Source organism: Paenibacillus sp. FSL P4-0127 (assembly GCF_038007325.1).
GTDB lineage: Bacteria > Bacillota > Bacilli > Paenibacillales > Paenibacillaceae > Fontibacillus > Fontibacillus macerans.
In genome coordinates, this window is sequence record NZ_JBBOWY010000002.1 from 1,273,071 (window position 1) to 1,299,515 (window position 26,445).

Here is a 26,445-nt window from a genome sequence, read left to right on the forward strand (position 1 = left end):
AGGGTCAATTATTACCAAACGCTCCGGACATGAGAGATAGAAAACGGAGCATTAAAAAGGGGGCAAGAAATCATGTTGGACATCATCTTGGTCTCGCTGCAGGTGGTGCTTGCGGTGATTGGGGTGTATCAGTTCGGTTTAGCTTTATTCGGCATGTACAAGAAAAAAACGAAAAGGCAATTCGAGCCAACCAAATCTTTTGCCGTGCTTGTCGCGGCGCACAACGAAGAAAAAGTAGTCGGGGCTTTGATGGAAAATCTCAAGCTCCTGAACTATCCGAAAGAATTGTTCGACGTATTTGTCATTTGCGATAACTGCACGGACGGTACGGCGGACATCGTCCGCAGCCACGGCATGAACGCCTGCGTCCGCAGCAATCCGAATTTGCGCGGCAAGGGCTACGCGATCGAATGGATGCTGAAGCAGCTGTGGAAAATGCCGCGCCAGTACGACGCGATTGTGATGTTTGACGCCGACAATCTGGCGCATCCGGATTTCCTGCGGGAAATGAACAACGATCTGTGCTCCGGGGCCCGCGTGATCCAAGGGTACATCGACACGAAGAACCCGGAGGATTCCTGGATTACGGCTTCTTACGGGATCTCGTACTGGTACTGCAACCGGCTTTGGCAGTTGTCCCGGCATAATTTGAACATGGCGAACTTCCTGGGCGGCACGGGGATGTGCTTTGAAACGAACCTGCTCAAAGAGATGGGCTGGGGCGCGACAAGCTTGGTCGAAGACTTGGAATTTACGATGCGCTGCGTGGAGCGGGGCGTGTATCCGGTGTTTAACTACGACGCCAAGCTGTTCGACGAGAAGCCGCTGACGTTCAAAGCTTCGGCGCGCCAGCGTTTGCGGTGGATGCAGGGACACTTTACGGTCGCCCGCCGTTACTTCTTCCCGCTGCTTTGGAAGAGCATCAAGGAACGCAATTTTGTCAAGCTGGATATGGCGCTTTATGGGGTCAACGTATACATCGTGTTGCTGACGTTCCTGCTGACGGCATTGATCTGGGTGGACCAGTCGCTGCTGCAAGGGCCGCATTTCGATACGCTTTATCAATACTTGCCGATGTGGGTTTCCTATTTGGCGATCGCGGCGAACGTGTTTATTTTCCTGGCGGCCATGATCCTGGAGAAGGTGAAGTCCAAGAAGGTGTACGCATACCTGATCCTTTTCCCGATTTATCTGATCTCCTGGTGGCCGATCACGTTCTACGCATTCTTTACGCAAAACAACAAGCAATGGAGCCATACGCAGCATACGCGCGTAGTTCGCCTCGAAGAAGTGCAAAGCAAACAAGGCTGATTTAAGGAAACTCAAAAGGCCGTCTTTTGATCACGAAGTAATTTCAGAGGGCTGTTCGGCGTCGAATCTTGAATTCAATAGGGCCTTCCGGTGCTCACGTAGGAACTACCTACGCTCCGCTCCTCAGTCCCTATTTCATCCAACCTTTTCGGTGCTGAAAACCTGGCCTTTTGAGTCTTGATTGTAACAGTTGTTTAAAAACCGACTTTTGAAGATATGAGGATGAGTAATCATCCAAGAAAGAACTTCCTCATATCGCAAGAAAAACTTCCGCTAAATGCGGTCTGACTGCTTGGATTTGCATCGATAAAGGTTTTTCTTATCACGAAGCTTTAAATGGATGAAGCGGGCTCGGCGTCGAATCTTGGATTCAGCCGGGCCCTGCGTGTGCTCACGTAGTCTCACCTACGCTGCGCTACTCGGTCCCAGCTTCATCCAACCCTTCTCGGTGCCGAAAAGCCGGTTTTTAAACTTTTATTGAATCGAAAACTCAAAAGGTCATCTTTTGAAGATATAAGACTGAATCATCATCGAAGAAATAATCTGCCTTATTTCGCAAGTCATGCAGGTTCGCCGAAGTTGGCGCTTGAGCGCGCCGTACAGTATCGTACTGTACTGTACCGTGCCGTGTCGGAAGGATAGCGGCAAAAAATGACCTTATTTTATCCGACCAGGGAGCTGTGGAGCAAATAAGGGATTTTTAGGCTCTTATTTTTGGGCGAAGGCTCAATATCGCTGCTTTTTACGGGCTGTCTTGGAAAATAAGGGCGTAAAACGCTTCTATTTCGGGCAAACGGAATCAAAAAGCTAAAATAACGACATTAATGACCGCTATTTCCGGCCCAACTCTCCGGCCCATCTTTCCAGCCTAACTTTCCGGCAGCGAGACCACCAAGTGGATAGGGAGCTTGTAGGGAGGGAGTCTGACTCCCCGCCGGAGGCGAACGGAAATACAAAAGAAATACAAACCGGCTTTTTTTATCAAATCCCCTTGACTTGGCGTTTATCCGCATGCTATAGTATTTGAGGTTGCAAGAAGTTTTTGGATTGCAAGCAGAGGCCCCGGCTTCTCACCTGACCGACTTTAACGTTGGCTGGTTTTGATCCAATGATTTGTGAATGATATGTTCATGAAGAATTGACGATCAATTTGGGATGCGGGCGTAAGACCTGCATCCTTTTTATGTGCCTAAGTTTCGGTCAAAGAGCTTAAGACCTTTTGGAGGTGGAGAATTATCAGTAAGGAACATTTGATCAATGATGAGATTCGTGCGAAAGAGGTCCGTCTGGTTGGCGCTGCTGGAGAACAAATTGGCATCAAGCCGCTGCGCGAAGCGCTGCAGATGGCGATCGACCTGAATCTGGATCTGGTGAACGTTGCGCCGACTGCCAAGCCGCCGGTTTGCCGGATTATGGACTATGGCAAGTTCCGTTACGAGCAACAGAAGAAAGAGAAGGAAGCCCGCAAAAATCAGAAAATTGTGGACATCAAAGAAGTCTGGTTCCGGAGCAACATCGAGGAGCACGATTTCCAAACGAAGCTTCGCAATGTGATCAAATTTTTGAAGGATGGCGACAAGGTGAAATGTTCGGTCCGCTTCCGCGGACGCGAAATTGCCCATGCCGACATCGGGAAAAAAATTCTCGACCGCGTCAAAGATGAGGTTGCGGAAATCTCAAGCATTGAGCGCCTTCCGAAGCTGGAAGGACGCAGCATGATCATGATTCTGGCACCGAAAAACTAAGCGCTTGTTTTCTATATATGAGCGTTCCGCCCGCGGAATGCCACGGAAAGGGAACAATCGTCTCACAAACTTTGAGGGGGAAGTACAATGCCTAAAATGAAAACTCACAGCAGCCTGAAAGGCCGCTTCAAAATTACCGGGTCCGGTAAAGTTAGACGTTACAAAGCGAACCGCAATCACTTGCTGTCCCATAAGTCCAATCGCAGAAAACGTGTTTTGGCCAACAGCCCTGTTGCTTACGCAGGTGACGTTAGCCGTATGAAGCAACAACTGGCAAACTTGAAGTAATCAAAGAGATAGTTCAAAAAGTCATCTTTTGAAGATATAAGAAAGTAAAGCCTCTCGGCACCAGCTTCCTTATATCGCAAGAATAACCACCGCTTAAGGCGGTCTGGCTTCCGTGCAGATGCATCGATCGAGGTTTTCCGATCATGAAGCCTGCCGAAAACCTGACTTTTTGAACGCTCATACTTAACACAACTTTTTGGGAGGTTTTTAATATGGCAAGAGTAAAAGGCGGATTCGTCGTTCGTCGTCGTCATAAAAAAGTATTGAAACTGGCTAAAGGTTATTTCGGTTCGAAGCACCGCATTTTCAAAACCGCGAACGAGCAGGTTATGAAATCCCTGCTGTACGCATACCGCGACCGTCGCACGAAAAAACGCGACTTCCGTAAGCTTTGGATCGTTCGGATCAATGCGGCAGCTCGCATGAACGGTTTGTCCTACAGCAAATTGATGCATGGCTTGAAATTGGCCGAAGTGAACATCAACCGCAAAATGCTGGCGGATCTCGCCGTCAACGACCTGAACGCATTTAATTCTTTGGCCGCCGTAGCCAAAGAAAAAATCAACGCTTAATTAGGTTGACAAGGCGCTGTTTCCGGTATTAGAACACCGGGGCGGCGCCTTTTTTAGAAGATGCATAAGCAAGACAGGCATGGAAATTAGAAAATGAGGAAGTATATAGGTACAGCGGGGCGAAGCGGGCCGAGAGAAAAAGCTTACATTGTGCTTCGGGTTGCTGGGAAAAGTTCGGAAATAGACAGTTCTTCCCAGCTTAAGTTCACATCAAACGAACATTGCGTGGGAAACTTGTCAAAAGCAAGCGCTTTACCTGGAATAAACACGAAAATTATTTGACCCAAGGTCGTTAAAAGTATGGATTTTAGCTTATTTTGCAGTTATAATCTGACTATATCGAAACCTTGGATAAGGTCATAAATTTTAAGGGGGATTATTTTTCAATGAACAAAGCCTTCAAACTTTCTCTAGTCATGATGCTCGCCTTCGTGTTGGTTTTGGCCGGCTGCGGTCAGAAAGCGGCGAACAATGGCGGTGCCAACGGAGGCAACGCGGCTAAAACCGGAAATGCCGGAGCGGGCAACGGCGGGGATACGGCTTCAGCTTCCAATGTGAAGATCGGTCTTGTCACGGACGTCGGCGGCGTTAACGACAAATCGTTTAACCAATCGGCATGGGAAGCGCTGCAAGCTTTGAACAAAGAAAAAGGCATTCAAAACCAGTATTTGCAAAGCGCAAGCAGCTCGGACTACGTTCCAAACCTGAACCAATTCGTGCAAAACGGCTTTGATCTGACCTGGTCGATCGGCTTTGACCTCGGCGACGCTACGAAACAAGTGGCTGACGCGAATCCGAACGCCAAAATGGCCATTATCGACAACGTGGTTGACGCTCCAAACGTGGAATCCGTAACATTTGCGGAAAATGAAGGGGCTTATCTGGTCGGTGTCGTAGCCGGCTTGACGACGAAAACAAACAAAATCGGTTTTATCGGCGGTGCCGATAGCCCGGTTATCAAACGCTTTGAGGTTGGTTTCCAAGCAGGCGTTAAGGCGGTTAATCCGGATGCGGAAGTCAAAATTACTTATGCCGGCGCGTATGACAAACCGGATATCGGCAAATCTCTTGCCGGCCAATTGTTTGATTACGGCGCGGACATTATTTTCCCGGCCGCCGGCCAAACCGGCAACGGCGTGTTCAACGAAGCAACCGCGCGCAACAACGCCGGCGGAGCAAACAAATTGTGGGTTATCGGCGTCGACAAAGACCAATCGATTGAGTTTGGGCATGAAGTTACTTTAACCTCGATGATTAAACGCGTTGACGTTGCGGTGAAGAACGTTTCTCAGCAAGTTATCGACGGCACGTTTAAAGGCGGACAAGTTACCAACCTGACGCTGAAGGAAGACGGCGTTGGTTTGCCGGAAGAAAATCCGAACCTGAGCAAGGAAATTCTCGACAAGGTGGAAGAGTACAAACAAAAAATCGTAAGCGGCGAAATCACGGTTCCATCCGAATAACCAAGCGGCTTAAAAGATCGGCCGGGTTTGAGCCGGATGCGGTCAAGCAGCAGTAAACATAGCAATCAAGCAGGCAAGGCCAGTGGATGAACTGGCCTTGTTGCTTGCGTAAATCCCAAAATGGTGAGGGTGATTTCATGAATGCCGAGGCTCCCGTAGTCGAGTTGAAGCAAATCACAAAGCGTTTTCCCGGCATAGTGGCCAACGATTCCATCAGCCTGACCCTGAAAAAAGGGGAAATTCACGCGCTTCTCGGCGAGAATGGTGCGGGCAAATCGACGCTAATGAACATTTTGTTCGGGCTCTATCAACCTGATGAGGGTACGATCGAGATGAACGGCCAACCGGTAACGATCGACAGTCCCAATAAAGCGATCAAATTGGGAATAGGCATGGTTCACCAGCATTTTAAGCTTGTCCAGCCTTTTACGGTGACCGAGAACATCATTCTCGGCTTGGAGCCGAAAAAAGGCGTTAACATCGACTATAAATCGGCGTCCGCCCAAGTGGCGAAATTGTCGGAACAATATGGTCTTCATGTCAATCCGAACTCGAAAATCCACGATATTTCCGTCGGGATGCAGCAGCGGGTGGAAATCATGAAAATTTTGTACCGGGGCGCGGATATTCTTATATTTGACGAGCCCACGGCGGTGCTTACGCCGCAGGAAATCGAAGAGCTGATGGCGATCATGCGCCGGCTCGTCGCCGAAGGAAAATCGATCATTCTGATTACCCATAAGCTGAAGGAAATTATGCAAATTTCCGACCGGGTAACGATTATCCGGCGCGGCAAAGTGATCGATACCGTCGAGACGAACAAAACGAATCCGAGCGAACTGGCCGAAAAGATGGTGGGCCGCGGGGTATCGTTCAAAATCGATAAAAATGAGCCGAAAATTGGGCAGCCTGTATTGCAGCTAAGTGAAATCAAGGCAAGGGACAAACACGGCATTCCGGTGCTGGACGGCTTGAATCTCGAAGTGCGGGCAGGGGAAATCGTCGGAATCGCCGGGGTTGACGGCAACGGTCAAACGGAACTGATCGAAGCGATTACGGGATTGCGCAAGATCGAATCCGGATCGGTCCGGCTGCTGGGGAAGGAACTCGCGAACCTGCCGACCCGCAAGATCATTGAAAGCGGCGTGTCGCATATTCCGGAAGACCGACATAAGCACGGCCTCGTTCTCGACTTTTCCATCAGTGAAAATATGGTGCTGGAAACGTATTATAAAGCGCCTTACAGCAAAGGTGTGATGCTTAACCAGCGTGCAATCGACGAGCGTGCCAAGATTTTGGTCGAGCAATTCGACGTGCGTACGCCAAGCATTGAGACCAAAGCCCGCTCCTTGTCCGGCGGCAATCAGCAAAAGGCAATTATTGCTCGGGAAATAGACAAAAATCCGGTCCTGCTGATCGCGGCCCAGCCGACGCGCGGGCTTGATGTCGGCGCGATCGAATTCGTGCACAAACAGCTGGTGGAGCAGCGCGATCAGGGGAAAGCGGTACTGCTTATTTCCTTCGAGCTGGATGAAATCATGAACGTATCCGACAGGATTGCCGTCATTTACGAGGGGAAAATCGTCGGCGAAGTGCTTCCGCAGGAAACGAACGATCAGGAACTCGGCCTGATGATGGCGGGCAGCCTGGAACGGGGAGGTCAGTCGATTGGATAAACTGCGCAAAATATTTACGATGGACAGCCTGATCGTCCCGCTGGTGGCGATTTTGCTCGGCCTGCTGGTCGGGGCGGTGGTGATGCTGATCGGCGGCTATAATCCGCTGGTGGCTTACGGCGCGTTGATTAAGCGGGTCGTCGGCAATCCGTACGATTTCGGCGAAACGATCCGGCAAATTACGCCGCTTATTTTCACCGGTCTGGCCGTTGCCTTTGCGTTCCGTTCGGGGATGTTCAACATCGGTGCGGACGGGCAGGTGCTCATCGGCATGACGACCGCCACGGCTGTCTCGTTGTCCTTGTCGGGTTTGCCGTCCGCCATCCTTGTGCCGCTCGCGGTCATCGCCGGCGGGATCGCCGGAGGTCTATGGGCCGCCATCGCCGGGTATCTTAAGGCCAAGCGGGGCATTAACGAGGTTATTACGACGATCATGCTCAACTGGACCGCCTTGTACTTATCCAATTACGTGATCCGGAACTTCTTTTTACTGAAAGGCCAAAACCGTTCCGAGGATATCGAAGCTTCGGCTTCGATGACGTTCCTGTTCGGGATGTTCAACAACGCCCGGATTCATTGGGGAACGGTGATCGCCCTTTTGGCGGCGGTATTTTTCTTTGTATACCTGTGGAAAACGAAACAAGGGTACGAAATGCGTTCGGTCGGCCTGAACCCGAACGCGGCCGAATACGCGGGGATGAACGTTGGCCGGAATGTGGTGAAAGCGATGTTCATCAGCGGCGTGTTTGCCGGCCTGGCCGGCACGTTTGAAGTGCTGGGCGTTTTTCACTATCAGTCGGTATACGCCGCATCGCCGGGGTACGGCTTCGACGGTATTGCCGTAGCGCTGCTTGGGATGAACCATCCTTTTGGCGTGGTGCTGGGGGCCATTCTTTACGGCGTGTTGACTTACGGCTCCGCCGGGATGAGCTTTGCCGCCAAAGTTCCGCCGGAGCTGATCAAGATTGTGCTCGGTTCGATCATATTCTTCATTGCCGCTCAGGGCATCGTACGCTTGGTACTGAAACCTTTCTTCCTGAAGCGAAAGAAAGAGAAGGTGTTGTGATATGGACGTACTAACGCTGCTTGGTCAACTGCTTAATTCAACCCTTGTATTTTCGACCGCGCTGATTTTCACGGCGCTGGGCGGCATTTTTTCGGAACGTTCCGGCGTGGTGAATATCGGTTTGGAAGGCTTGATGATCTTCGGCGCGTTTGCGGCGGGCGTAGGCACCTATTATGCCCAGGAGGCCGGAATGGGAGGACTGGCCCCGTGGATCGGGGTGCTGGCGGCTGTCGTTGTCGGGGCTTTGGGGGCGCTTATTCACGCGGTTGCCACCATCACGTTCAAGGCGGATCAGACGATCAGCGGGATCGTCATCAACTTTTTGGCAGCGGGCCTGACCGTTTACATCGTCAAGCTGCTGTTTGAAGGGGCGGCGGAAACGCCGCTGGTCGACGTCTTCCAGAAATACGCCGTTCCGGTGCTCCGGGATATCCCGATCATCGGTCCGGGCGTCTTCAACTCCTATCCGACGACGTATCTGGCGTTGATCCTCGTCGCGGTCGTTTATTTCGTGCTGTTCAAGACGCCGTTTGGCCTGCGTCTTCGCGCCGTGGGCGAACATCCGAGCGCGGCCGATACGCTGGGCGTCAAGGTAACCCGCATGCGTTACATCGGCGTGCTGCTCAGCGGCGCCTTGGCGGGCATCGGCGGGGCTACGATTACGCTGACGACAACAAGCACGTTTGCCCATAATACGATTTCCGGGCAAGGGTACATTGCGATCGCGGCGATGATTTTCGGCAAATGGAACCCGCTGGGCGCGTTCGGAGCGGCGATGTTTTTCGGCTTTTCCCAGGCGATCCGCAACTATGTGCAGCTGTTTGAATGGTCAAGAAACATACCGCAGGAGTTCATTTTCATGATCCCGTATGTTCTGACGATCATCGTGCTTGTCGGTGCGGTTGGCCGCTCCTCGGCTCCGTCCGCGCTGGGAACGCCTTACGATCCGGGTAAACGGTAAACAACCGTGAGAAGCACGACGGAAAGCTATATAAAAGAGATGCTGCGTTAACGCGCAAGCATCTTTTTTTTGCCTAAATCCGTAGACACCGGCCTGTTTTTTTAGGGAGCAAGGCGATGGTGCAGGCACCGATGATTACAGGCGAATATGTTAGGTTTGAACACACAATAGCCGAATAAAACGGTTCACCCGAGCGGTTTGACGGCTATGAAATAACCTAACAGGAGGAGTTAAGATGGGCAGAACGGTGACGAAGAGAGACGCCGAAAAATTGCTGGGCAAAGACATTGTAGCTTATAAAAAGGACGGTAGTATTGTAACGGGCAAACTGGTGAAAATCAGCGGCAACCGCCTGTACGTCCGCCAGAAATCCGGTAAAAAAGTGCATACCAAAGCGATTGCTCCGCTCGTTTTGTTTGATCTGCTGGCTATCGGCACATCGCCCTTTGCTTTCGGCGGCTTTGGTCCCTTTGGATTTGGCGGCTTCGGCCCCTTTGGGTTTGGTGGCCCGTTCATTTGGTAAACCGGCCTAAATGTAGAAATTAAGTATTTTTTCCATTTCATAGCACTTTGTCGCCTCAATGAAACGCTTCCTACGGTACCCCATTTTGCGGTAAAACAGGTGGGCTCGGGTGTTGTCCCGGTCCACCATCACTTTTGCGCGAATGCATTCGCGCGAAGCGGCAAAATGCTCCGCGTGCAGCATCAGCGTCTGGCCGTAACGCTTGCGCTGATAAGCGGGAGCAACCGCCATCATATCGATATACAGCAAATCGTCGTACACGAGAAAATGAATAAACGCCACCGGATCGGCTTCATAATAAGGCGAGGCTACCAGCGTAACGCCGCGCGAAAGCCGTTTCGGCAGTTCCTTCAGGATCGTTTCGATTTCGTGGGAAGGCAAACTCGAATGGGGGACGAGCTGCTTTTGAACGAGATCGAAAATGACGGGATCGTCCTGCTTTGGTCTTCTGTAGCGGATCATGCGATGATTCTCCTCCTTGCCGCGTATCCTGTATGGGCGCCGCCATTTATCTTATGAGAGCAGGGGGAGAGGTGTTCCGGTCAAAAGTTTTCATTCGATTGGGTATTGACTCTATGTGTAAAGTAATCATATAATGTTCCTAAACATTTTATGAACATACTGAATCGGCGATGATGAGGACGAAGGTTTAAGGGCTCTTTGCTCAGAGAGTGGATGGATTTGCTGAGACCACCACCAAAACCCCTTAAATGCGAGCTCACCTCGGAGCTGTTTTCCTGAAAAGCTGCAAGCCATTCCGCGGTGACGCTTGCGAACAAGGCCTATTAGGGAAAATCGTCAGGTCCGCGTTAGGGACTTCGGGTAAGGGTAACAAGCACCGTACTCGATAAGGCTTGGCACCGTGAGGTGCCGGGTGAAAATGGGTGGTACCACGAAAGGATGCAAACCTTTCGTCCCTCGGAACAGGAGACTGCTTCCGGCGGACGGAAGGTTTTTTTATTTGCAATGTAATTCAATAAGAGTTCAAAAAGTCGGCTTTTTGAACAACCCTTGAAAAGGAGGATGACTGATGAGCGCGCAAACTCCAGAAGTGCGGTCTACAGAACAATTACGTGAGAAATGGATGAAACCGGAAGTCATTACGGGCTCGGAAATACTGCTTCGCAGTTTGCTTTTGGAAGGTGTCGAGTGCGTCTTCGGTTATCCGGGCGGCGCGGTGCTGTATATTTACGACGCGATGTACGGTTTTACCGACTTCCATCACCTGCTGACCAGACATGAGCAGGGCGCCATTCATGCGGCGGACGGTTACGCCCGGGCCACCGGCAAAGTCGGCGTGTGCATCGCCACCTCCGGTCCGGGGGCGACCAACCTGGTAACGGGCATCGCCACCGCATTTATGGATTCCGTACCGCTGGTTGTCATTACCGGCAACGTCGCGACCAGCCTGATCGGCACCGACGCTTTCCAGGAAGCGGACATTACCGGCATTACGATGCCGATTACGAAACATAGCTATCTCGTAAGAAACGTGGAGGATCTGCCGCGCATTATCCACGAGGCGTTCCATTTAGCCAACACGGGACGTAAAGGGCCGGTGCTGATCGATATTCCGAAGGACGTGTCGGCGGCCAAGACGCTGTTCGAACCGGTACAAACGGTCAATCTGCGCGGCTACAATCCGACGGTTGTACCGAACCGGCTGCAGCTCGACAAACTGGCGGCGGCGATCAAAGAAGCGGAGCGTCCGGTGATCATCGCCGGCGGCGGGGTCGTCTACTCCGGCGGCCATGAGCAGCTGTTCGAATTCGTGAACAAGACACAAATTCCGATTACGACGACGCTGCTCGGCTTGGGAGCTTTCCCGAGCGGGCACGAGCTGTGGATGGGCATGCCGGGAATGCACGGCACCTACACGGCAAACCAATCGATCCAGCAGGCGGATTTGCTGATCAATATCGGGGCCCGGTTCGATGACCGGGTGACGGGCAAGCTGGACGGTTTTGCGCCTCGCGCGAAAATCGTGCACATCGATATCGATCCGGCCGAAATCGGCAAAAACGTGCATGCCGACATTCCGATCGTCGGCGATGTGAAGACGGTGTTGGAAATGCTCAACCCGCTCGTATCCCGGGCGGACAAGGCGGATGCCTGGAGAGAGCAGATCCGGCAGTCGAAGATCGATAAACCGCTGAAGTACAAAGACTCGGACTCCGAGTTGAAGCCGCAGTGGGTTATCGAAATGCTGAACGAAACCACCGGCGGCGAAGCGATCGTCACCACGGACGTCGGACAGCATCAAATGTGGGCGGCGCAATTTTACAAATTCAATCAGCCGCGGTCCTGGATCACTTCGGGCGGCCTCGGAACGATGGGCTTCGGGTTCCCTTCGGCGATCGGCGCGCAGATGGCGTTCCCGGACCGGCTGGTCATCTCGATCAACGGCGACGGCGGCATGCAAATGTGCTCTCAGGAGCTGGCCATTTGCGCCATCAACAACATTCCGGTGAAGATCGTCGTCATCAACAACCAGGTGCTCGGGATGGTTCGCCAATGGCAGGAGTTGATTTACGACAACCGTTATAGCCATATCAACCTCGAGGGCAGCCCGGATTTCGTGAAGCTCGCCGAAGCGTACGGTGTCAAAGGTTTGCGGGCCGCAAGCAAGGAAGAGGCCAAACGGGTATGGCAGGAAGCACTCGATACGCCGGGACCGGTGTTGGTGGAATTCATGGTCCGCAAAGAGGAGAACGTGTATCCGATGGTTCCGCAAGGTTCTACCATCGATCAAATGCTGATGGGGGACGGTGAACAAGAATGATGAAGCACGCCATTTCCGTATTGGTAAACGATCAACCGGGTGTTCTTCAGCGCGTGTCCGGCCTGTTCGGCCGGCGCGGCTTCAATATCGAGAGCATCACGGTAGGCCAGTCCGAGGAGGAAGGCTTGTCCCGGATGGTTATTGTGACCCAAGGGGACGACAAGACGCTGGAGCAAATCGAAAAACAGCTTTATAAATTAATCGATGTCATCAAAGTTGTCAATTTGAGCTCCAGACCGATGGTTTCCCGGGAGCTGGCTTTGATCAAGGTCAAAGCCGAGCCGGCCGAACGTCCCGAAATCATGGGCGTCGTCGAGACGTTTCGTGCGGCGGTCGTCGATATCGGTTCGTCCAGCTTGATGGTGCAGGTAGTGGGCGATACCGAAAAAATCGACGCGATGATCGAACTGCTCCGGCCTTACGGCATCCGGGAGCTGAGCCGCACCGGCGTGACCGCGATGATTCGCGGCAACGCCTAAAACGAAAGCCTTAAGTCCAAGTAAACAATCAGGTTTAACTAAGCCGTTTACGGCTTCGGCTTCCGCCGGAGAGCGGGGGTTTGAGCGGATGGACAGCAGCGCTTTACCTCGTTATGGCGTCGGTCCGTTGAAACGCCCGCTCATCAGGCGGAGGGTTAAATATCAAGGGAAGCCAAACGGCTATCCCGCAAATTTTAGGAGGGCAAATTAAAATGGCAGTTACTTTGTACTATGAACAAGATGCAGATCTCGGCGTTTTGAAAGGAAAAACAATCGCAATTATCGGTTACGGCAGCCAAGGCCATGCCCATGCGCAAAACCTGCGCGAAAGCGGAGTGAACGTTATCGTTGGTCTTCGCGAAGGCAAATCCTTCGATAAAGCCAAAGAGGACGGGTTTGAAGTATTGTCCGTCGCCGAAGCGACGAAACGCGCCGATGTGGTGCAAATCCTGATGCCGGACGAAACGCAGGCTGCGGTTTACAACAGTGAAATTGCGCCAAACCTGAAAAAAGGCGCGGCCCTGATGTTCGCTCACGGTTTTAACGTACATTTCGGCCAAATCGTGCCTTCCAAAGACAACGACGTGCTGCTCGTTGCTCCGAAGTCTCCGGGCCACATGGTTCGCCGTACTTATGTGGAAGGCTTCGGCGTTCCCGGCCTGATCGCGATCCATCAGGATGCTACGGGCAAAGCTAAAGAAATCGGTTTGGCTTATGCGAAGGGCATCGGCTGTACGCGTGCAGGGGTCATTGAAACTTCGTTCCGCGAAGAGACGGAAACCGACTTGTTCGGCGAACAAGCTGTGCTTTGCGGCGGCGTATCCGCGCTGATCAAAGCCGGCTTCGAAACGCTGGTGGAAGCGGGTTATGCTCCGGAAATGGCATACTTCGAATGCTTGCACGAAATGAAGCTGATCGTCGACCTGATCTATGAAGGCGGTCTGGCTACGATGCGCGATTCCATCTCCAACACGGCGGAATACGGCGATTATGTAACAGGCCCGCGCATCGTGACGGAAGAAACGAAAAAAGCGATGAAAGAAGTGCTTGCCGATATTCAACAAGGCAAATTCGCCCGCGACTTCATTTTGGAAAACCAATCGAACCGTGCTTTCCTGACGGCTACCCGCCGCAACGAAGCCAGCCATCCGATCGAAGTGGTCGGCGGCGAGCTGCGCGGATTGATGCACTGGATCAAAAAGTAATAAAAATAAACGAAAAAAACGGAGCGGAAGATGCTCCGTTTTTTCGCTTTTCGCTTTTCGTTTTTCGTTTTTCATGGAAAGAAGGACAGCCCGCTGGGATCAACTGCAAAAGTGCATTCTATTTTCCGTAAATCACCATCTTAGAGCGATTGAAATGCAAAAGATTCAACTTCCCGAATGTACCTCGACAGACGTTTTTTTAACTGCTGTATCCGCCCCCGCAGCTGCTGCAGGAAGATCCGCCGCTGCAGGAGGAGCCGGCGGGTTAACCCCATGGCGGGGGGCCGTAAAAACTCATTGTAATGCTTTCTCGGCCACAGTTTATCCTTCACGTTACGGATGGCGCTTCGGGCCTCCGGAACATGCCCGCTTTGCGCATTGGTCCGAGCTTTCTTAGAGACACTAACGAGGATAACGGTAGAGGATAAAACAATCGCCATAATCCATAGGAAAACGGAAATAGCTTATAGCTAATGCCTATTGCCTTAATAGATTCTATATCTTTGTTTATCCTAACCGGCTATGATACAACTGAAGAAGAGTATGTTCACGAAAGGGAGCTGGAAGCAATGGCAGAAGTAAAAAAAATCGCGGTTATCGCGGGAGACGGCATCGGACCGGAAGTGGTGGCCGAAGCGGAAAAGGTGCTGAAACGGACGGAGGAGTTGTTCGGATACCGTTTTGAAACGGAGCATGCCCTGTTTGGGGGCATTGCGATCGACGAGAAAGGAACGCCGCTTCCGGAAGAGACGCTGGAAGTGTGCAAAAACGCCGACGCTGTGCTGCTCGGTGCGGTCGGCGGCCCGAAATGGGACAACAATCCGAAGGAGCTGCGTCCCGAAACCGGCCTGCTCGGCATCCGCAAAGCGTTGGGCTTGTTCTCGAATTTGCGCCCGGCGGTCGTTTTCGACTGCCTGAAGGACGCGTCCACCTTGAAGCCGGAGGTGCTTGAGGGCACCGACCTGATCGTCGTGCGGGAGCTGACGGGCGGCATTTACTTCGGCGAAAAATTCCGCCGGGATACGGATCAAGGCCAGGAAGCCGTGGATACCTGCGCGTACAACGTCAGCGAGGTGGAGCGGATCGTCCGCCAAGCGTTTGAAATCGCGCAAAAGCGGCGCAAGAAGCTTGCTTCCGTCGATAAGGCGAACGTGCTGGAGACGTCGCGTTTATGGCGCGAAGTCGTAAACCGGATCGCGCCGGAGTATCCGGACGTAGAGCTTGAGCATGTGCTCGTGGATAACTGCGCGATGCAGCTGCTGCGCCGTCCGGCCAGCTTTGACGTCATCGTCACGGAAAACATGTTCGGCGACATTCTCAGCGATGAAGCGGCGATGCTGACCGGCTCGATCGGCATGCTGTCATCGGCTTCCCTCGGCGAAGGAAGCTTTGGCCTTTACGAGCCGGTGCACGGTTCGGCGCCCGATATCGCCGGCCAAAACCTGGCCAACCCGATCGCCACGATTCTGTCGGTGGCGCTGATGTTCCGCATGACGTTTGGTTACGCCGACGCGGCGGACGCGATCGAAAACGCCGTGGCGGAAGTGTTGGACGCCGGCCACCGGACCGGCGACATCGCGGTTGACAAAAGCAAGGCGATCGGCACGAAAGCGATGGGCGACCTGATCGTCGCGGCGATGAAAAAATAAGCAAAAAAAGGGCTCAACCTAATAATCAGCGCTTGACAGGGAGGGCCGGTAACCGATCGTGGCAAGAGATATCGGCAGATCAACATCCGCTGTCCAGACGCTTTGCATGATTATCCCATTTGATCCGGAAGCAGATAGGAAGTTAAATTCAGGAGAAGAAAATTGGTTTGGGAGAAGCAGACCTGTTCGAGATCATTAGTTCGAGATCGTTATTTTGAGATCGTTAGACAGGTTTGTGAGAATGAGGTTTAGGAGAAGTGAAGCGGACCTGACGGGAGGAACGGGGCAAGACACCGGGAAAAATGAAAGGACTGTGAATAGCCCCCATCCTCTCCCTCCTGAACAAAAGGAATAATCGTGCAAAGCAGTATGCAGGGATACCAAGACACAAACGCTATAGACAGCCACCTCAGAGTCAAAGTCATAATTTATTTTTTCAAGCACTGATCTCGGTTTTGAGTCTAAAAAAAGTTCAAAAAAAATCCTTATTTATAATAATTATAAAAAAGTAACTGTTATAATATTGACTTTGAAATATGCCTTTGATACCATGAGAACTGTAAGTTTGAAAAAGGTTGAAACTTACCAACAAAGGGATTAGAAACACTCATGTGTTTCTTACATATTTTCAAAGGAGGAGTTTTAAAAATGGCAGAACGTTTGGTTGGAAGACCCGCTCCGGATTTTGACATGGCGATCGTAACGGGAGACGGAAAGGAATTTGGACGCAAGAAGCTGGCCGACTACCGCGGCAAATGGCTGGTATTTTTCTTCTATCCGCTTGATTTCACGTTTGTGTGCCCGACGGAAATTACGGCGCTGAGCGACGCTTACGCTCAATTCCGCGACCTCGATTGCGAAATTCTCGGCGTGAGCACGGACTCCGAGCACAGCCACAAAGCGTGGATCAACACGCCTAAGGATAGCAACGGCCTCGGCCAGTTGAACTTCCCGCTCGCTTCCGATATCACGAAGAAAGTTGCCCGCGATTACGGCGTGCTGATCGAAGAAGAAGGCGTAGCCCTCCGCGGATTGTTCATCATCGATCCGGAAGGCGAATTGAAATATCAAGTCGTTAACCATAACGACATCGGCCGCAGCGTAGACGAAACGCTTCGCGTGCTGCAAGCCCTGCAATCCGGCGGCCTTTGCGCCATGAACTGGAAACCGGGTGATAAAAACCTGAACGCTTAATTTCGGGTGAATAGCGATGAACCCCCTGTTTGGCCACTGCCAATCAGGGGGTTTTTTGCCCATCAAAAGCGCCTTATGCCAAGCTTGGTCCGCCGGCGCTTACCTGCCTGAGGATCGGACCATAGTCCCGTTTTGTAACAAAATGGGTGAATTTTCAAATGAGGCGCAGGAATTTCAATCCTGCTTCACGAATAAATTATATGAAAATCCTGCAATGCGATTAGCCTGGGATCCATGGATGTACCGAACACGCGAAAGGGTGAAGGGGAATGAGTTTTTGCTGCGGAGCAAGCATGCTGGGAACAAAGGGGACTTTAAAGCATTATCGTACGCAGGTTCATAATGTTCCCCTGTTATTTTGCCCGGTATGCCATCGGGTTGAGGTTCATTATAAGGTGGAGAACGAATACGAAATATTGGCGGAATACGCCCACGGCGACGGGGTTTCGGAAATCGATTTTCAGGATTTCGTCATGGAGGACGATGAATCGATTTTCGGAAATTGCGTCAACCGGGAGGATGAGGACCCGCTCTTGATCGTTCAAAGCCAAATCGATATTTCGCTTGATCTCCTGTCCGTTGCGAAGCAAATCGGCGATGATAAATGGGAGGAAGAACTGAAGAAAAGATTGGCCGTTATGAGCAGGCGCAGAGCCCGGCTTCAACACAAATAACGGCTGAATACAGGCCATAAACAGCCTCCCGGCAGGGAGGCCGTTTTATTTTTAGGACTATGGTCGTCCATTTGCGGTGATTCCATGTTTTTCGACAGTATCTCTGATTGACGGTATTTGGAAGACTTTACTATGATTGAAATAGGCAGTTTCGGACTGATTTTCGGACAGGCTTTTAGTTCATGAAATATTACCGTCGTCGAAACGGATCGGAGCGGCTAATGGAATGAAAAAAAGCGTTACGCGCGAGCCGATTTCGGGTAAGTTCTTCTCAGGTAGTGATCGTATGTTGTCAGTAAGGCAAGTACATCATTTATGGGAAAAGGGGGAACCAACTTGTTGAGTGAATTCCAGGAGACGCTGCTCCAATCCGTCAAAGCATTCCAATCAACCCAACTCGTCAAAAACAAATACGAAAACGTGCTCCAGCACCTAGACAGCGGAATTATGCTGTTTGACTGCGAAGGAATATTAACCTTCATCAATGTTCAAATGGCCAGGCTGCTCGAGATGCCGCGCCAATCACTCATCGGTTGCAATTTGCTGCAAATGCTGCGCCACCCGCACCTGAACCGATTCAAGAAGCGGAAGATTCTGCGGATTTATCGGGAAACCATTTTTCACCGGAAAAAATACCACGAGTTTATCGATGAGTACGGAAGGCATTGGCTCATTACGGTTACATACGGAGATCAGATGGACGGGGACTTTTTGCTAAGCGTCAAAGATGTGTCGGATTTCAAACGGATCGAGCAAACGGCGTACCAAAACGACAAGCTGGCGATGCTCGGGAAAATATCGGCGGCGATCGCCCATGAAATCCGCAACCCATTAACCGCGATCCGCGGGTTCATTCAATTGCTCCGCCCGCATTTGGTGGAGCTGGGCAAGGATGAGTACGCCCGGATAATTTTAACCGAGATCGACAGGGCCAACGACATCATTCATGAATTTTTGAATTCGTCCAAGCCTTCCGCCCCGCAGAAATCGACCGTCAGCGTGTCATCGCTGCTGAAAGAGGTTGTCCTGCTGACGGAAAGCGAGGCGGTGATGAAAGGCTGCCAGATGATGCTGCACGCTCCGGAGGAGGAGCTTCTCGTATCGATCGATGTGAAGCAGATCAAGCAGGTCCTGCTCAACATCATCAAAAACGCGATGGACGCCATCGCCGAGGTGGAGGGGGATCATAAGGGAGTCATCGATATCCGGGCGGAGATGGAGGGCAAGGCGGTCAACATTTCCATCCAGGACAACGGAAACGGCATGGACAAAAGCATGCTGGGCCGTCTGTTCGATCCTTTTTTTACGACAAAAGAGAAAGGCACCGGTTTGGGGCTGTCCGTAAGCTATCGGATTATCCGCAACCATCGGGGGAATATTTCCGTGGACAGCCTCAAAGGCGCGGGAACGATTTTCGTCATCAAACTGCCGCTCGTATCTTAAAAACGATGCTGCACTTACTCGCGTTTGGGCTTGGCCGGCGAACAGGAAGAGGCGGGGGGCGCCTGACGTCCGCTGCACGCCGCAGAACAGGTTTTCTGCTGCGAGCACGACGCGCAGGCGCCTTTCTTGCTTTTTTTGAAGCCGCGGTACAGCGAGTATCCGGCGAAGGCGAAGACGGCGGTTACGATCACAATATCGAACAGCATAGTTTTTCTCCTTTCCGTTCTTTGGCTTGGGTTGGGAGCTGACTTAGGCAAGTCCCAACCATATTCCGCCCCGGTAGATGATCAGCGAAACGACATAGGCGAGAGACAGCGAGTATCCGATCGTAAACAGCGTCCATTTCCATGAGGCGGTCTCTTTGCGGAGCACGCCGACCGTAGCCATGCAAGGCGTATAGAGCAGGACGAAGGCCATGAAGCTGTAGGCTTGCAGCGGCGTAAAGAAACGGGCGATTTGCCCCTGCAGACCGGCCAGATCGGGAACGTGGTAAATAATGTTCATCGTTGAAACGACGACCTCTTTGGCCATAAAACCGGTAATCAGCGCCGCTCCGGACTGCCAGGTACCGAACCCGACCGGGGCCAGCACAGAGGCAAACAGGCCGCCGATCAGGGCCAGAAAGCTGTCGTCCATATTTTCGGCGATACCGCCCGGTCCGAGGTAAGTAAGCAGCCAGATCAGCACCGAACCGCCCAGGATGAACGTACCGGCCTTCCGCAGAAAACCTTTGCCCTTTTCCCAAGTGCTGCGGAGTAAAGTTATGCTTTGCGGCATACGGTAGGGCGGCAGCTCGACCATAAAAAAGGAGTGCTCCTTTTTAAACAGGGTAGCGGAGAACAGTTTGGCCATTACCAGCGCAAGAACGATGCCCAGCACGTACAGCGACAGCACGACCAAGGCCTGATACTTGGCGAACAGGATGCCTGCAAACAAGGCGTAAACCGGGAGCCGGGCCGAGCACGACATCAGGGGGATGAGCAGCATCGTAAGCAAGCGTTCCTTGGGCTGTTCGATATTCCGCGAAGCCATGACCGCCGGCACATTGCAGCCGAACCCGAGAATAAACGGGATCAGCGCCTTGCCGTTCAGTCCGACGAGCTCCATCAATTTGTCCATCATCACGGTGATCCGCGCCATGTAGCCGGAGTCTTCGATAAACGAGATGATCAGAAACATGATGAAAATTTGCGGAACAAACACCAGCACGCCGCCGACCCCGCCGATAATCCCGTCCAGAATCAGCGCCTGCGTGAAACCGGAAGCTCCCGCCGCCGCCAGCAGCCATGCCGCGCCTTGGGTTACGGGGCCGGTGATCAGAGCGTCGAGCCAATCGGATAACGGATTGCCGATCCAGTCAAACGTCAGCTGAAAGGTCAGAAACATAAAGGCGATGAACAGCGGAATTCCCCAAATAGGATGGGTGAAGATTCGATCGATTTTTTCCGTGAAATCGTTTGGCTTTTCGCCGGTCGTGTCGATGACTTCGCGGCATATTTTGCCGATTGCCTGCATGCGGATCGCGCGGATATGATCCTCTGCGCCGGCGGCGACGCCTGCCGCGGCAAGCCGGTTTTCCGCCGCTGTCCGTAAGGCGGCCAGTTTACTCAGATCGGTTTGCGGAGGCAGCACCGAACTTACGGCGGGATTGCCCTCCAGATATTGCAGAGCGATCCAGCGCAGGGAAGGATGAGGGTCCGTCAGCGAGCCGTTTAATTCACGGGTAATGTCCTGAATGGCCTCTTCAAGGATGTCTCCGTAATAAATCTTAAACGCCGGCGCGGCTGCGGACGAGGCCAACAGCTTGCCCATCGCCGCAAGCATTTCCTTGCTGCCCTTGCCTGTGCGGGCAACAAGCGGCATAACCGGGGCGTCCAGCAAGCCGGCCAGCCGCTCTATGTTGACGTCGATTCCGTTTGCTTTGGCGACGTCCATCATATTAAGCCCGATGATGACGGGCTGGCCGTATTCCAGCAGCTGCAGCGTCAGATAGAGGTTGCGTTCCAAATTGGACGCATCGACGATATTGACGAGCAGCGAGGGGCGTTCCGCGGCGAGAAATTCGGCGGCCACCCCTTCGTCGCGCGACAGGGGGCGCAGCGTATAGATGCCCGGCAGATCGGTCAACTGCCCGGACTTGTTGCGGAGCTGTCCGACTTTTTTCTCCACGGTCACGCCGGACCAGTTGCCCACGTATTCGTATGATTTCGTCAGGCTGTTGAACAGCGAGGTTTTTCCGGTGTTGGGGTTGCCGATCAACGCTGCGACGCTCATGACACCATAACCTCGATATTAGCGGCTTCCTTTTGCCGGATGCCGAGCAATTGCCCGCCGCATTCCAAAGTCACCGGACCGCCCAGCAGGCAGTACCGTTTAACCGTTATACGCGATCCCTCCCGGATCCCGAGATCGGCCAGCCTGCGCTTCAAGATCGGGTCCATTTGGCCGAAATCCGCAACCCGGGCCGACGCGCCCGGCTTTAATCTGAGCAAACAAAAGCGGCAAGTTTCCATTACGAATCACTCCTCGTCAATTAGGAAGATAATAATGTATGTCTATTGGATGCCTGCGATAGATGGAATGGATGTTTTCATTGAGAATCAATCTCAATTAGATTCAAAAGTAATATATCACGCTAGTTCGTACCATACTGTGACTAACCTCATATCAATTATTAATTGCTTCTTTACTTTTTGATTTCGCTTCAAGTAAGATGGGTATTAATACTATCGATGGAGAGGAACATGCTGGTATGAAGGGTAACCCGTGCAAAATCGTGGATTGTACAATACGTGACGGAGGTTTGGTCAACAACTGGGACTTCAGCGTTGAATTTGTCCAAAAATTGTACGCCGGCCTGAACGAGGCGGGGATCGATTATATGGAGATCGGCTATAAAAATTCGCCCAAGCTGCTTAAAGGCGCCGATCAGGCGGGACCGTGGCGCTTTCTTGACGATGATTTTCTCCGGAAAGTCATTCCCGAAAAAGGCCGTACGAAGCTGTCGGCTCTGGTCGACATCGGACGCGTCGATGAAAACGACATCCTGCCGCGCAGCGAAAGCCTGCTCGATCTGATTCGCGTCGCCTGCTACATCAAAGATGTAGACAAGGCGCTTCAATTGGTGCAGCTGTTCCATGACCGCGGCTACGAAACGACCTTGAACATTATGGCATTGTCCAACGTTATGGAAAATGAGCTGCTGGAAGCTTTCGAAATGATCCGGGAGAGCGTCGTGGACGTCGTTTATATCGTCGATTCCTACGGCAGCCTGGATTATAAGGATATGGAGTATCTGGTCAACAAGTTCAAAACGCATCTGCCGAACAAACGGCTTGGGGTGCATACCCACAACAATATGCAGCTGGCGTTTTCCAATACGCTCATAGCCGCCGAAAAAGGCGTCGAGCTGCTCGATGCGTCGGTGTACGGAATGGGGCGCGCCGCGGGCAACTGCCCGACCGAACTGCTCGTCACGCATCTGAAAAATACGAACTACCGTCTGCGTCCGGTGCTCGAAGTGCTGGAAGAGCTGCTTATCCCTTTGCGCGAAAAAGAGGAATGGGGTTATTTGATCCCTTACATGATCACCGGGACGCTGGACGAGCATCCCCGCTCGGCGATGGCGCTGCGCGCTTCGGACGACAAGGACGGCGTTGTGGATTTCTACGATAAATTAACGACGCCGGAAATCAGCTTTGACAAGAAGAAGAAGTAATGCTGCGAAAAGTTCGGCCGCTTTGGCCGGGCTTTTCTTTTGCTCCGACATTTTTGGAACAAAAGGAAGGAAAAACACGGAAAATGTTGAATTATTAATTTTTAGGACCATAGACAGATACTTACCTCCGGAGGTTGAGGGCATTGAGAATCAGGGCAGAAGCAAAATCGACAATCGTCCCAGGGGTAGTCGGGCTGGCAGCGATGATCGGTGTCGTCTGGTTGTCGGCAACAGCCGTCTTGCTGGGCGGAACCGGCAAAACGATGCAAGCGCTGCATTTGCTTGCGGGCTTGATGTGCCTGGCCGTGTCTTATTCCATCTTTGCGCAGGGATGGATCATGTTTACCGACAAGTTGTCCAGGCAGCGGCTGTATTCCGCCGCATTGTTTTCGGTGGTAGGTATCCTTGACATGTTATATTCCGCCGCTTACGGAGGCATTCCGCTTTTGGGCTTCGAGCCCGGACCGGGGCTGGCGGATTGGTTTTTAACGTTGTCCCATACGGTGGGAGCGCTTGGCATGCTGGCTGTTTTCGCTTCCTCCGAGAAGCAGGTGTCCGACGTTCATAAAATTACGCTGTTTTCCGTGACGGCGCTGATCGCCGCCGCCGGCCTGGCATGGATGAACCGGCACGAAGCCAAGCTCGCTTCCGGTTTGGCGGCGGGCTTTCTGAACTCGCCGGCGGGCAGGTTTACGCTCATATTCGGCGTTTCCATGCTGTATATTGTAGCGATCGCCGCGATTATGCACAGCCACCGGGCGGAACAGCCGCCGGCCATCATGACGGTAACGCGGGCCTTGCTGTTTATGGTTATGGGCCATGTGATGCTGACGTTTCCTTTCAAAGACCCCCAAGGCTCCATACAAGCGGCGGGCCAGTGGTATATGTGCTTATCCTATTATTTTGTGCTGAAAGGCGTTTACCGGCTGACGATCGAAGAGCCGATCCGCGGCCGGCGCCAGGCCGAAGCGCGGATGAAGCATATGGCTTATCATGACGATTTGACGGGCCTGCCGAATCTAAGGCTAATGAAGGAGCAGCTCGGCCAATGGTTGAGCGTTTCGGGGGCGTATACCGGGGTTGCCGTCATCAATATCGACCGTTTCAAAGCGATTAACGATTCGCTGGGGTACAGCGCGGGGGACAAGCTGCTCACCGAGTTCGGAGCCAGGCTGAAAGCGCTGTGTCGTGCCGAAGAGCAGGTGTACCGCATGGGGGAGGACGAGTTCGCCTTGATTTTGCCTAGGACGGACGGCGCCGAGATTGCCGAAGAGCGGGCCGAGCAGCTGCTCGGTGCGGTAAACCCAGCGGTGCTGATCGACGATACGGAATACCATATCTCGCTCAGCATGGGCCTGTCGGTGTTCCCGGTTGACGGCGAGTCGGTCGATCAAATGATTCAATACGCGGATATGGCGGTTCATCACGCCAAGGAGCACGGGGTTCATTTTATGCGGTATACTCCGGCGATGAAGATGTATACCCAGTCCCGGGTGGAGCTGGAGAACGATATGCGAAAAGCGCTGGACCGCGAGGAGTTTTTTCTGGAGTTTCAGCCGCAAATGAGTCTGGACACCGGAAAAATGGTGGGGATGGAGGCGCTCGTCCGCTGGAACCACCCGAAACGCGGGCTGCTGCCGCCCGGCGAGTTTATCCCGCTGGCCGAGGAGAGCGGCCTGATCGTTCCGTTGGGGGAATGGGTGCTCAAAACGGCCTGCCAGTACAATAAGCAGTGGCAGCTTGCGGGATATGAACCGGTAAACGTATCGGTCAATTTGTCGATGCGTCAATTCCGCCAATACAATCTGGCGGAGCGGATCGGCGCGATTTTGCGCGAGGTCGATCTGGACCCCCGTTACCTGGAGCTGGAAGTGACCGAAAGCATGACCTACGATATCGATACGGCTTTGGACCAGCTCCATCGTTTGAAGAGCTTGGGCATCCAGATCAGCATCGACGATTTCGGCACCGGCTATAGTTCGCTGTACTATTTGAAAAGCTTGCCGATCGACCGGTTGAAGATCGACCGCGCTTTCGTCAAAGAGGTTATGTACGACGGCAACGACGCGGCGATCGTCTCGACGATCACGACGATGGCGCATCATCTGAAGCTCAAGGTGACGGCCGAAGGCGTTGAGAACGAGGAGCAGTTGCAGTTTCTGAGGCTGCAAAAATGCCATGAAGGCCAGGGGTATTTGTTCAGCAGACCGGTATCCGCCGGCGTGCTGGAGCATGAATTCCTCAGCCGGCTCGCTGGCTAGGGGATTTTCCTTCTCCCGCTATTTCCTAAAGGAAATAATATCCTCTTGCACCGGGCCCGCAAAAATGGTATATTATATTTTGTCTTCGCGTTTCGGACTGATCGCGAAGCTTCCGGGACGTAGCTCAGCTTGGTAGAGCACCTGGTTTGGGACCAGGGGGTCGCATGTTCGAATCGTGTCGTCCCGACCATATTATACCTTTGCGGGTAATGTGCGGGTGTAGTTCAATGGTAGAACTCCAGCCTTCCAAGCTGGTAGCGTGGGTTCGATTCCCATCACCCGCTTACTGTGAAATTTCTGTAAAAACCCTTGCGGCGCAGGGGTTTTTTCTTTTGTCTTTAACGCTGCCAATACGGGCTGCGTTCTGCTCTAGGGGGCAGTTTAAGGGACAAATTCAGGCTGTAGCCGGCGCTGATAACCATTAGTTTTTTTATTGACGGAACCTGAATGAAGTTTGCTCGTGTATATTAAAATTAATTTATTAAATTTTTAATATATGTGATTTAAATCACATATATTGTGAAAAAAATCACTTATAATAAAGACATCAAAGATGATCATCCTTAAAAAACAAAACAAACCAACTTAAGGAGTGGTAAATATGTTTAACAACTTCCTGAGAACCAATAAAATCGCCATGTGGCTGCTGACCGTCATCCGGGTTTACCTCGGGTACCAATGGATTGAAGCCGGGTATCACAAAATTACCGGCGGCTTCGACGCCGCGGGCTTCCTCACCGGCGCGATCGCGAACAGCACGGGCGATCATCCCGCTGTCCAAGGCTGGTGGGCCAATTTCCTGGAACATTTCGCCCTGCCTAACGTAGGCCTCTTCAACGTCCTTGTTCCTTACGGCGAGTTCCTGGTCGGCCTGGGGCTGATCCTCGGCACCTTCACCACCTTCGCCGCCCTGATGGGCCTGGTAATGAACGCGGCGTTCCTCTTCAGCGGAACGGTAAGCACGAACGCGCAAATGCTGCTGCTTGAAGTGCTGGTCGTCGTCGCCGCCGCCAATGCCGGCAAAATCGGCCTTGACTATTACGTGCTCCCTTACCTGCGCAAATTGTTCGGCAAAAAGGGGGACACAGGAACGAAGCTGGGAGCGCCGCAGCCACCGGTGAATGTGAAGCATACGGCGTAAAGCGGCCGACTGGACTGGTAAGAATCTGAGATCGGAAGCCACTTTCCAAGACTCTTCCTTTGTGAAGGGTCTTTTTTTCTGCGTTTTGCGGAGTGTTGGGGAATGACGGCAAATGTGGGGCTCAATCTAGTGATCGGCGCTTGACAGCCAACCAAATGGAACGCCCAACCGTCAGCGTTTAAAATATCGGCACATTATGTACTTATTATCCGAAACCTAGCATGTTCATCCCCATTAGCGGCATTTTATGTACTTATTTTCCTAGAATGTTCGCAGAAGAGAGTCATTTCCTTG

23 protein-coding genes and 2 tRNA genes are annotated in these 26,445 nt (G+C 52.4%); 21 read left to right on the plus strand and 4 right to left on the minus strand.

All coding sequences use genetic code 11. The features are described from left to right. Window positions 1-72: 72 nt before the first annotated feature. From NYE74_RS32040 to NYE74_RS32080, 9 genes are all read left to right on the plus strand, one after another. A complete protein-coding gene (locus NYE74_RS32040) occupies window positions 73-1,311 on the plus strand; it encodes a glycosyltransferase family 2 protein (RefSeq protein WP_036624936.1) in 1,239 nt (412 codons plus the stop codon). A 1,250-nt stretch (window positions 1,312-2,561) separates the two neighbouring features. After that, on the plus strand, window positions 2,562-3,056 hold the full coding sequence (gene infC, locus NYE74_RS32045; protein ID WP_036624935.1) for a translation initiation factor IF-3: 495 nt from the start codon (window positions 2,562-2,564) through the stop codon (window positions 3,054-3,056). An 87-nt stretch (window positions 3,057-3,143) separates the two neighbouring features. Continuing rightward, on the plus strand, window positions 3,144-3,344 hold the full coding sequence (gene rpmI, locus NYE74_RS32050) for a 50S ribosomal protein L35 (protein ID WP_036624934.1): 201 nt from the start codon (window positions 3,144-3,146) through the stop codon (window positions 3,342-3,344). Between the two features lie 212 nt (window positions 3,345-3,556). Then, window positions 3,557-3,916, plus strand: a complete 360-nt coding sequence (gene rplT / locus NYE74_RS32055) for a 50S ribosomal protein L20 (RefSeq protein ID WP_036624933.1) — start codon at window positions 3,557-3,559, stop codon at window positions 3,914-3,916. A gap of 386 nt (window positions 3,917-4,302) precedes the next feature. After that, window positions 4,303-5,379: a BMP family lipoprotein gene (locus NYE74_RS32060; RefSeq protein WP_036624932.1), complete on the plus strand. Its 1,077-nt coding sequence runs from the start codon at window positions 4,303-4,305 to the stop codon at window positions 5,377-5,379. 137 nt (window positions 5,380-5,516) lie between these two features. Then, a complete protein-coding gene (locus NYE74_RS32065) occupies window positions 5,517-7,055 on the plus strand; it encodes an ABC transporter ATP-binding protein (RefSeq protein WP_341005523.1) in 1,539 nt (512 codons plus the stop codon). Beyond that, on the plus strand, window positions 7,048-8,121 hold the full coding sequence (locus NYE74_RS32070) for an ABC transporter permease (RefSeq protein ID WP_036624930.1): 1,074 nt from the start codon (window positions 7,048-7,050) through the stop codon (window positions 8,119-8,121). The genes NYE74_RS32065 and NYE74_RS32070 overlap by 8 nt, the downstream gene beginning before the upstream one ends. A 1-nt stretch (window position 8,122) precedes the next feature. Continuing rightward, entirely contained in the window at window positions 8,123-9,082 is a 960-nt protein-coding gene (locus NYE74_RS32075; RefSeq protein WP_036624929.1) for an ABC transporter permease, read from the plus strand. 235 nt (window positions 9,083-9,317) lie between these two features. After that, a complete protein-coding gene (locus tag NYE74_RS32080) occupies window positions 9,318-9,605 on the plus strand; it encodes a hypothetical protein (RefSeq protein ID WP_036624927.1) in 288 nt (95 codons plus the stop codon). 6 nt (window positions 9,606-9,611) lie between these two features. Here NYE74_RS32080 and NYE74_RS32085 read toward each other — a convergent pair whose 3' ends face one another. Then, on the minus strand, window positions 9,612-10,067 hold the full coding sequence (locus NYE74_RS32085) for a GNAT family N-acetyltransferase (protein ID WP_341005524.1): 456 nt from the start codon (window positions 10,065-10,067) through the stop codon (window positions 9,612-9,614). Window positions 10,068-10,635: 568 nt separating this feature from the next. Between NYE74_RS32085 and ilvB the strand changes: the two genes are divergently transcribed. The 7 genes from ilvB to NYE74_RS32120 all read left to right on the plus strand — a co-directional run bounded on the left by ilvB (window position 10,636) and on the right by NYE74_RS32120 (window position 19,031). Next, the gene (ilvB, locus tag NYE74_RS32090) at window positions 10,636-12,387 is read left to right on the plus strand and encodes a biosynthetic-type acetolactate synthase large subunit (RefSeq protein ID WP_124331705.1); all 1,752 of its coding nucleotides are present in this window, start codon (window positions 10,636-10,638) and stop codon (window positions 12,385-12,387) included. After that, window positions 12,384-12,866, plus strand: a complete 483-nt coding sequence (gene ilvN / locus NYE74_RS32095; protein WP_036624923.1) for an acetolactate synthase small subunit — start codon at window positions 12,384-12,386, stop codon at window positions 12,864-12,866. The genes ilvB and ilvN overlap by 4 nt, the downstream gene beginning before the upstream one ends. Before the next feature lie 212 nt (window positions 12,867-13,078). Next, entirely contained in the window at window positions 13,079-14,071 is a 993-nt protein-coding gene (gene ilvC / locus NYE74_RS32100; protein ID WP_036624922.1) for a ketol-acid reductoisomerase, read from the plus strand. A 569-nt stretch (window positions 14,072-14,640) separates the two neighbouring features. Then, window positions 14,641-15,720, plus strand: a complete 1,080-nt coding sequence (gene leuB / locus NYE74_RS32105) for a 3-isopropylmalate dehydrogenase (protein ID WP_036624921.1) — start codon at window positions 14,641-14,643, stop codon at window positions 15,718-15,720. 648 nt (window positions 15,721-16,368) lie between these two features. Beyond that, window positions 16,369-16,914 (plus strand): peroxiredoxin, encoded by a 546-nt coding sequence (locus tag NYE74_RS32110; protein WP_036624920.1) that lies wholly within the window; start codon window positions 16,369-16,371, stop codon window positions 16,912-16,914. A gap of 269 nt (window positions 16,915-17,183) precedes the next feature. After that, on the plus strand, window positions 17,184-17,588 hold the full coding sequence (locus NYE74_RS32115; RefSeq protein ID WP_036624918.1) for a hypothetical protein: 405 nt from the start codon (window positions 17,184-17,186) through the stop codon (window positions 17,586-17,588). Window positions 17,589-17,924: 336 nt separating this feature from the next. Next, window positions 17,925-19,031, plus strand: a complete 1,107-nt coding sequence (locus tag NYE74_RS32120) for an ATP-binding protein (protein ID WP_036624917.1) — start codon at window positions 17,925-17,927, stop codon at window positions 19,029-19,031. Between the two features lie 14 nt (window positions 19,032-19,045). Here the strand turns inward: NYE74_RS32120 and NYE74_RS32125 are convergent, their stop codons facing one another. Genes NYE74_RS32125 through NYE74_RS32135 form a run of 3 tightly spaced genes read right to left on the minus strand, consistent with a single transcriptional unit; the run spans window position 19,046 to window position 21,544 of the window. After that, window positions 19,046-19,237 (minus strand): FeoB-associated Cys-rich membrane protein, encoded by a 192-nt coding sequence (locus NYE74_RS32125; protein ID WP_036624916.1) that lies wholly within the window; start codon window positions 19,235-19,237, stop codon window positions 19,046-19,048. A gap of 43 nt (window positions 19,238-19,280) precedes the next feature. Then, complete coding sequence (gene feoB / locus NYE74_RS32130) at window positions 19,281-21,305, minus strand: ferrous iron transport protein B (protein ID WP_155620534.1); 2,025 nt, start codon at window positions 21,303-21,305, stop codon at window positions 19,281-19,283. Next, window positions 21,302-21,544, minus strand: coding sequence for a FeoA family protein (locus tag NYE74_RS32135; RefSeq protein WP_036624914.1), 243 nt, complete (start codon window positions 21,542-21,544; stop codon window positions 21,302-21,304). The genes feoB and NYE74_RS32135 overlap by 4 nt, the downstream gene beginning before the upstream one ends. A gap of 239 nt (window positions 21,545-21,783) precedes the next feature. Here NYE74_RS32135 and NYE74_RS32140 point away from each other — a divergent pair, with 239 nt between their 5' ends. The 5 genes from NYE74_RS32140 (at window position 21,784) to NYE74_RS32160 (ending at window position 26,151) form a co-directional block, all read left to right on the plus strand. After that, entirely contained in the window at window positions 21,784-22,749 is a 966-nt protein-coding gene (locus NYE74_RS32140; RefSeq protein WP_036624913.1) for an aldolase catalytic domain-containing protein, read from the plus strand. A gap of 143 nt (window positions 22,750-22,892) precedes the next feature. Continuing rightward, complete coding sequence (locus NYE74_RS32145; RefSeq protein ID WP_316561581.1) at window positions 22,893-25,010, plus strand: putative bifunctional diguanylate cyclase/phosphodiesterase; 2,118 nt, start codon at window positions 22,893-22,895, stop codon at window positions 25,008-25,010. 113 nt (window positions 25,011-25,123) lie between these two features. Then, a tRNA-Pro gene (locus NYE74_RS32150) sits at window positions 25,124-25,200 on the plus strand. 23 nt (window positions 25,201-25,223) lie between these two features. Further along, window positions 25,224-25,294 (plus strand) — tRNA-Gly (locus NYE74_RS32155). 317 nt (window positions 25,295-25,611) lie between these two features. Then, entirely contained in the window at window positions 25,612-26,151 is a 540-nt protein-coding gene (locus NYE74_RS32160) for a DoxX family protein (protein ID WP_036624909.1), read from the plus strand. The last annotated feature ends 294 nt before the right edge of the window (window positions 26,152-26,445 follow it).

Excerpts from the sequence above, each read along its gene's own strand:
- NYE74_RS32135 (WP_036624914.1), bottom strand. The coding sequence starts at position 21,544 with ATGGAAACTTGCCGCTTTTGTTTGCTCAGATTAAAGCCGGGCGCGTCG.
- NYE74_RS32160 (WP_036624909.1), top strand. The coding sequence starts at position 25,612 with ATGTTTAACAACTTCCTGAGAACCAATAAAATCGCCATGTGGCTGCTG.
- ilvC (WP_036624922.1), top strand. The coding sequence starts at position 13,079 with ATGGCAGTTACTTTGTACTATGAACAAGATGCAGATCTCGGCGTTTTG.
- leuB (WP_036624921.1), top strand. The coding sequence starts at position 14,641 with ATGGCAGAAGTAAAAAAAATCGCGGTTATCGCGGGAGACGGCATCGGA.
- NYE74_RS32040 (WP_036624936.1), top strand. The coding sequence starts at position 73 with ATGTTGGACATCATCTTGGTCTCGCTGCAGGTGGTGCTTGCGGTGATT.
- ilvB (WP_124331705.1), top strand. The coding sequence starts at position 10,636 with ATGAGCGCGCAAACTCCAGAAGTGCGGTCTACAGAACAATTACGTGAG.
- rpmI (WP_036624934.1), top strand. The coding sequence starts at position 3,144 with ATGCCTAAAATGAAAACTCACAGCAGCCTGAAAGGCCGCTTCAAAATT.
- rplT (WP_036624933.1), top strand. The coding sequence starts at position 3,557 with ATGGCAAGAGTAAAAGGCGGATTCGTCGTTCGTCGTCGTCATAAAAAA.
- NYE74_RS32115 (WP_036624918.1), top strand. The coding sequence starts at position 17,184 with ATGAGTTTTTGCTGCGGAGCAAGCATGCTGGGAACAAAGGGGACTTTA.
- NYE74_RS32125 (WP_036624916.1), bottom strand. The coding sequence starts at position 19,237 with ATGCTGTTCGATATTGTGATCGTAACCGCCGTCTTCGCCTTCGCCGGA.
- NYE74_RS32060 (WP_036624932.1), top strand. The coding sequence starts at position 4,303 with ATGAACAAAGCCTTCAAACTTTCTCTAGTCATGATGCTCGCCTTCGTG.
- NYE74_RS32080 (WP_036624927.1), top strand. The coding sequence starts at position 9,318 with ATGGGCAGAACGGTGACGAAGAGAGACGCCGAAAAATTGCTGGGCAAA.
- NYE74_RS32140 (WP_036624913.1), top strand. The coding sequence starts at position 21,784 with ATGAAGGGTAACCCGTGCAAAATCGTGGATTGTACAATACGTGACGGA.
- feoB (WP_155620534.1), bottom strand. The coding sequence starts at position 21,305 with ATGAGCGTCGCAGCGTTGATCGGCAACCCCAACACCGGAAAAACCTCG.
- NYE74_RS32085 (WP_341005524.1), bottom strand. The coding sequence starts at position 10,067 with ATGATCCGCTACAGAAGACCAAAGCAGGACGATCCCGTCATTTTCGAT.
- NYE74_RS32110 (WP_036624920.1), top strand. The coding sequence starts at position 16,369 with ATGGCAGAACGTTTGGTTGGAAGACCCGCTCCGGATTTTGACATGGCG.
- ilvN (WP_036624923.1), top strand. The coding sequence starts at position 12,384 with ATGATGAAGCACGCCATTTCCGTATTGGTAAACGATCAACCGGGTGTT.
- NYE74_RS32065 (WP_341005523.1), top strand. The coding sequence starts at position 5,517 with ATGAATGCCGAGGCTCCCGTAGTCGAGTTGAAGCAAATCACAAAGCGT.
- NYE74_RS32075 (WP_036624929.1), top strand. The coding sequence starts at position 8,123 with ATGGACGTACTAACGCTGCTTGGTCAACTGCTTAATTCAACCCTTGTA.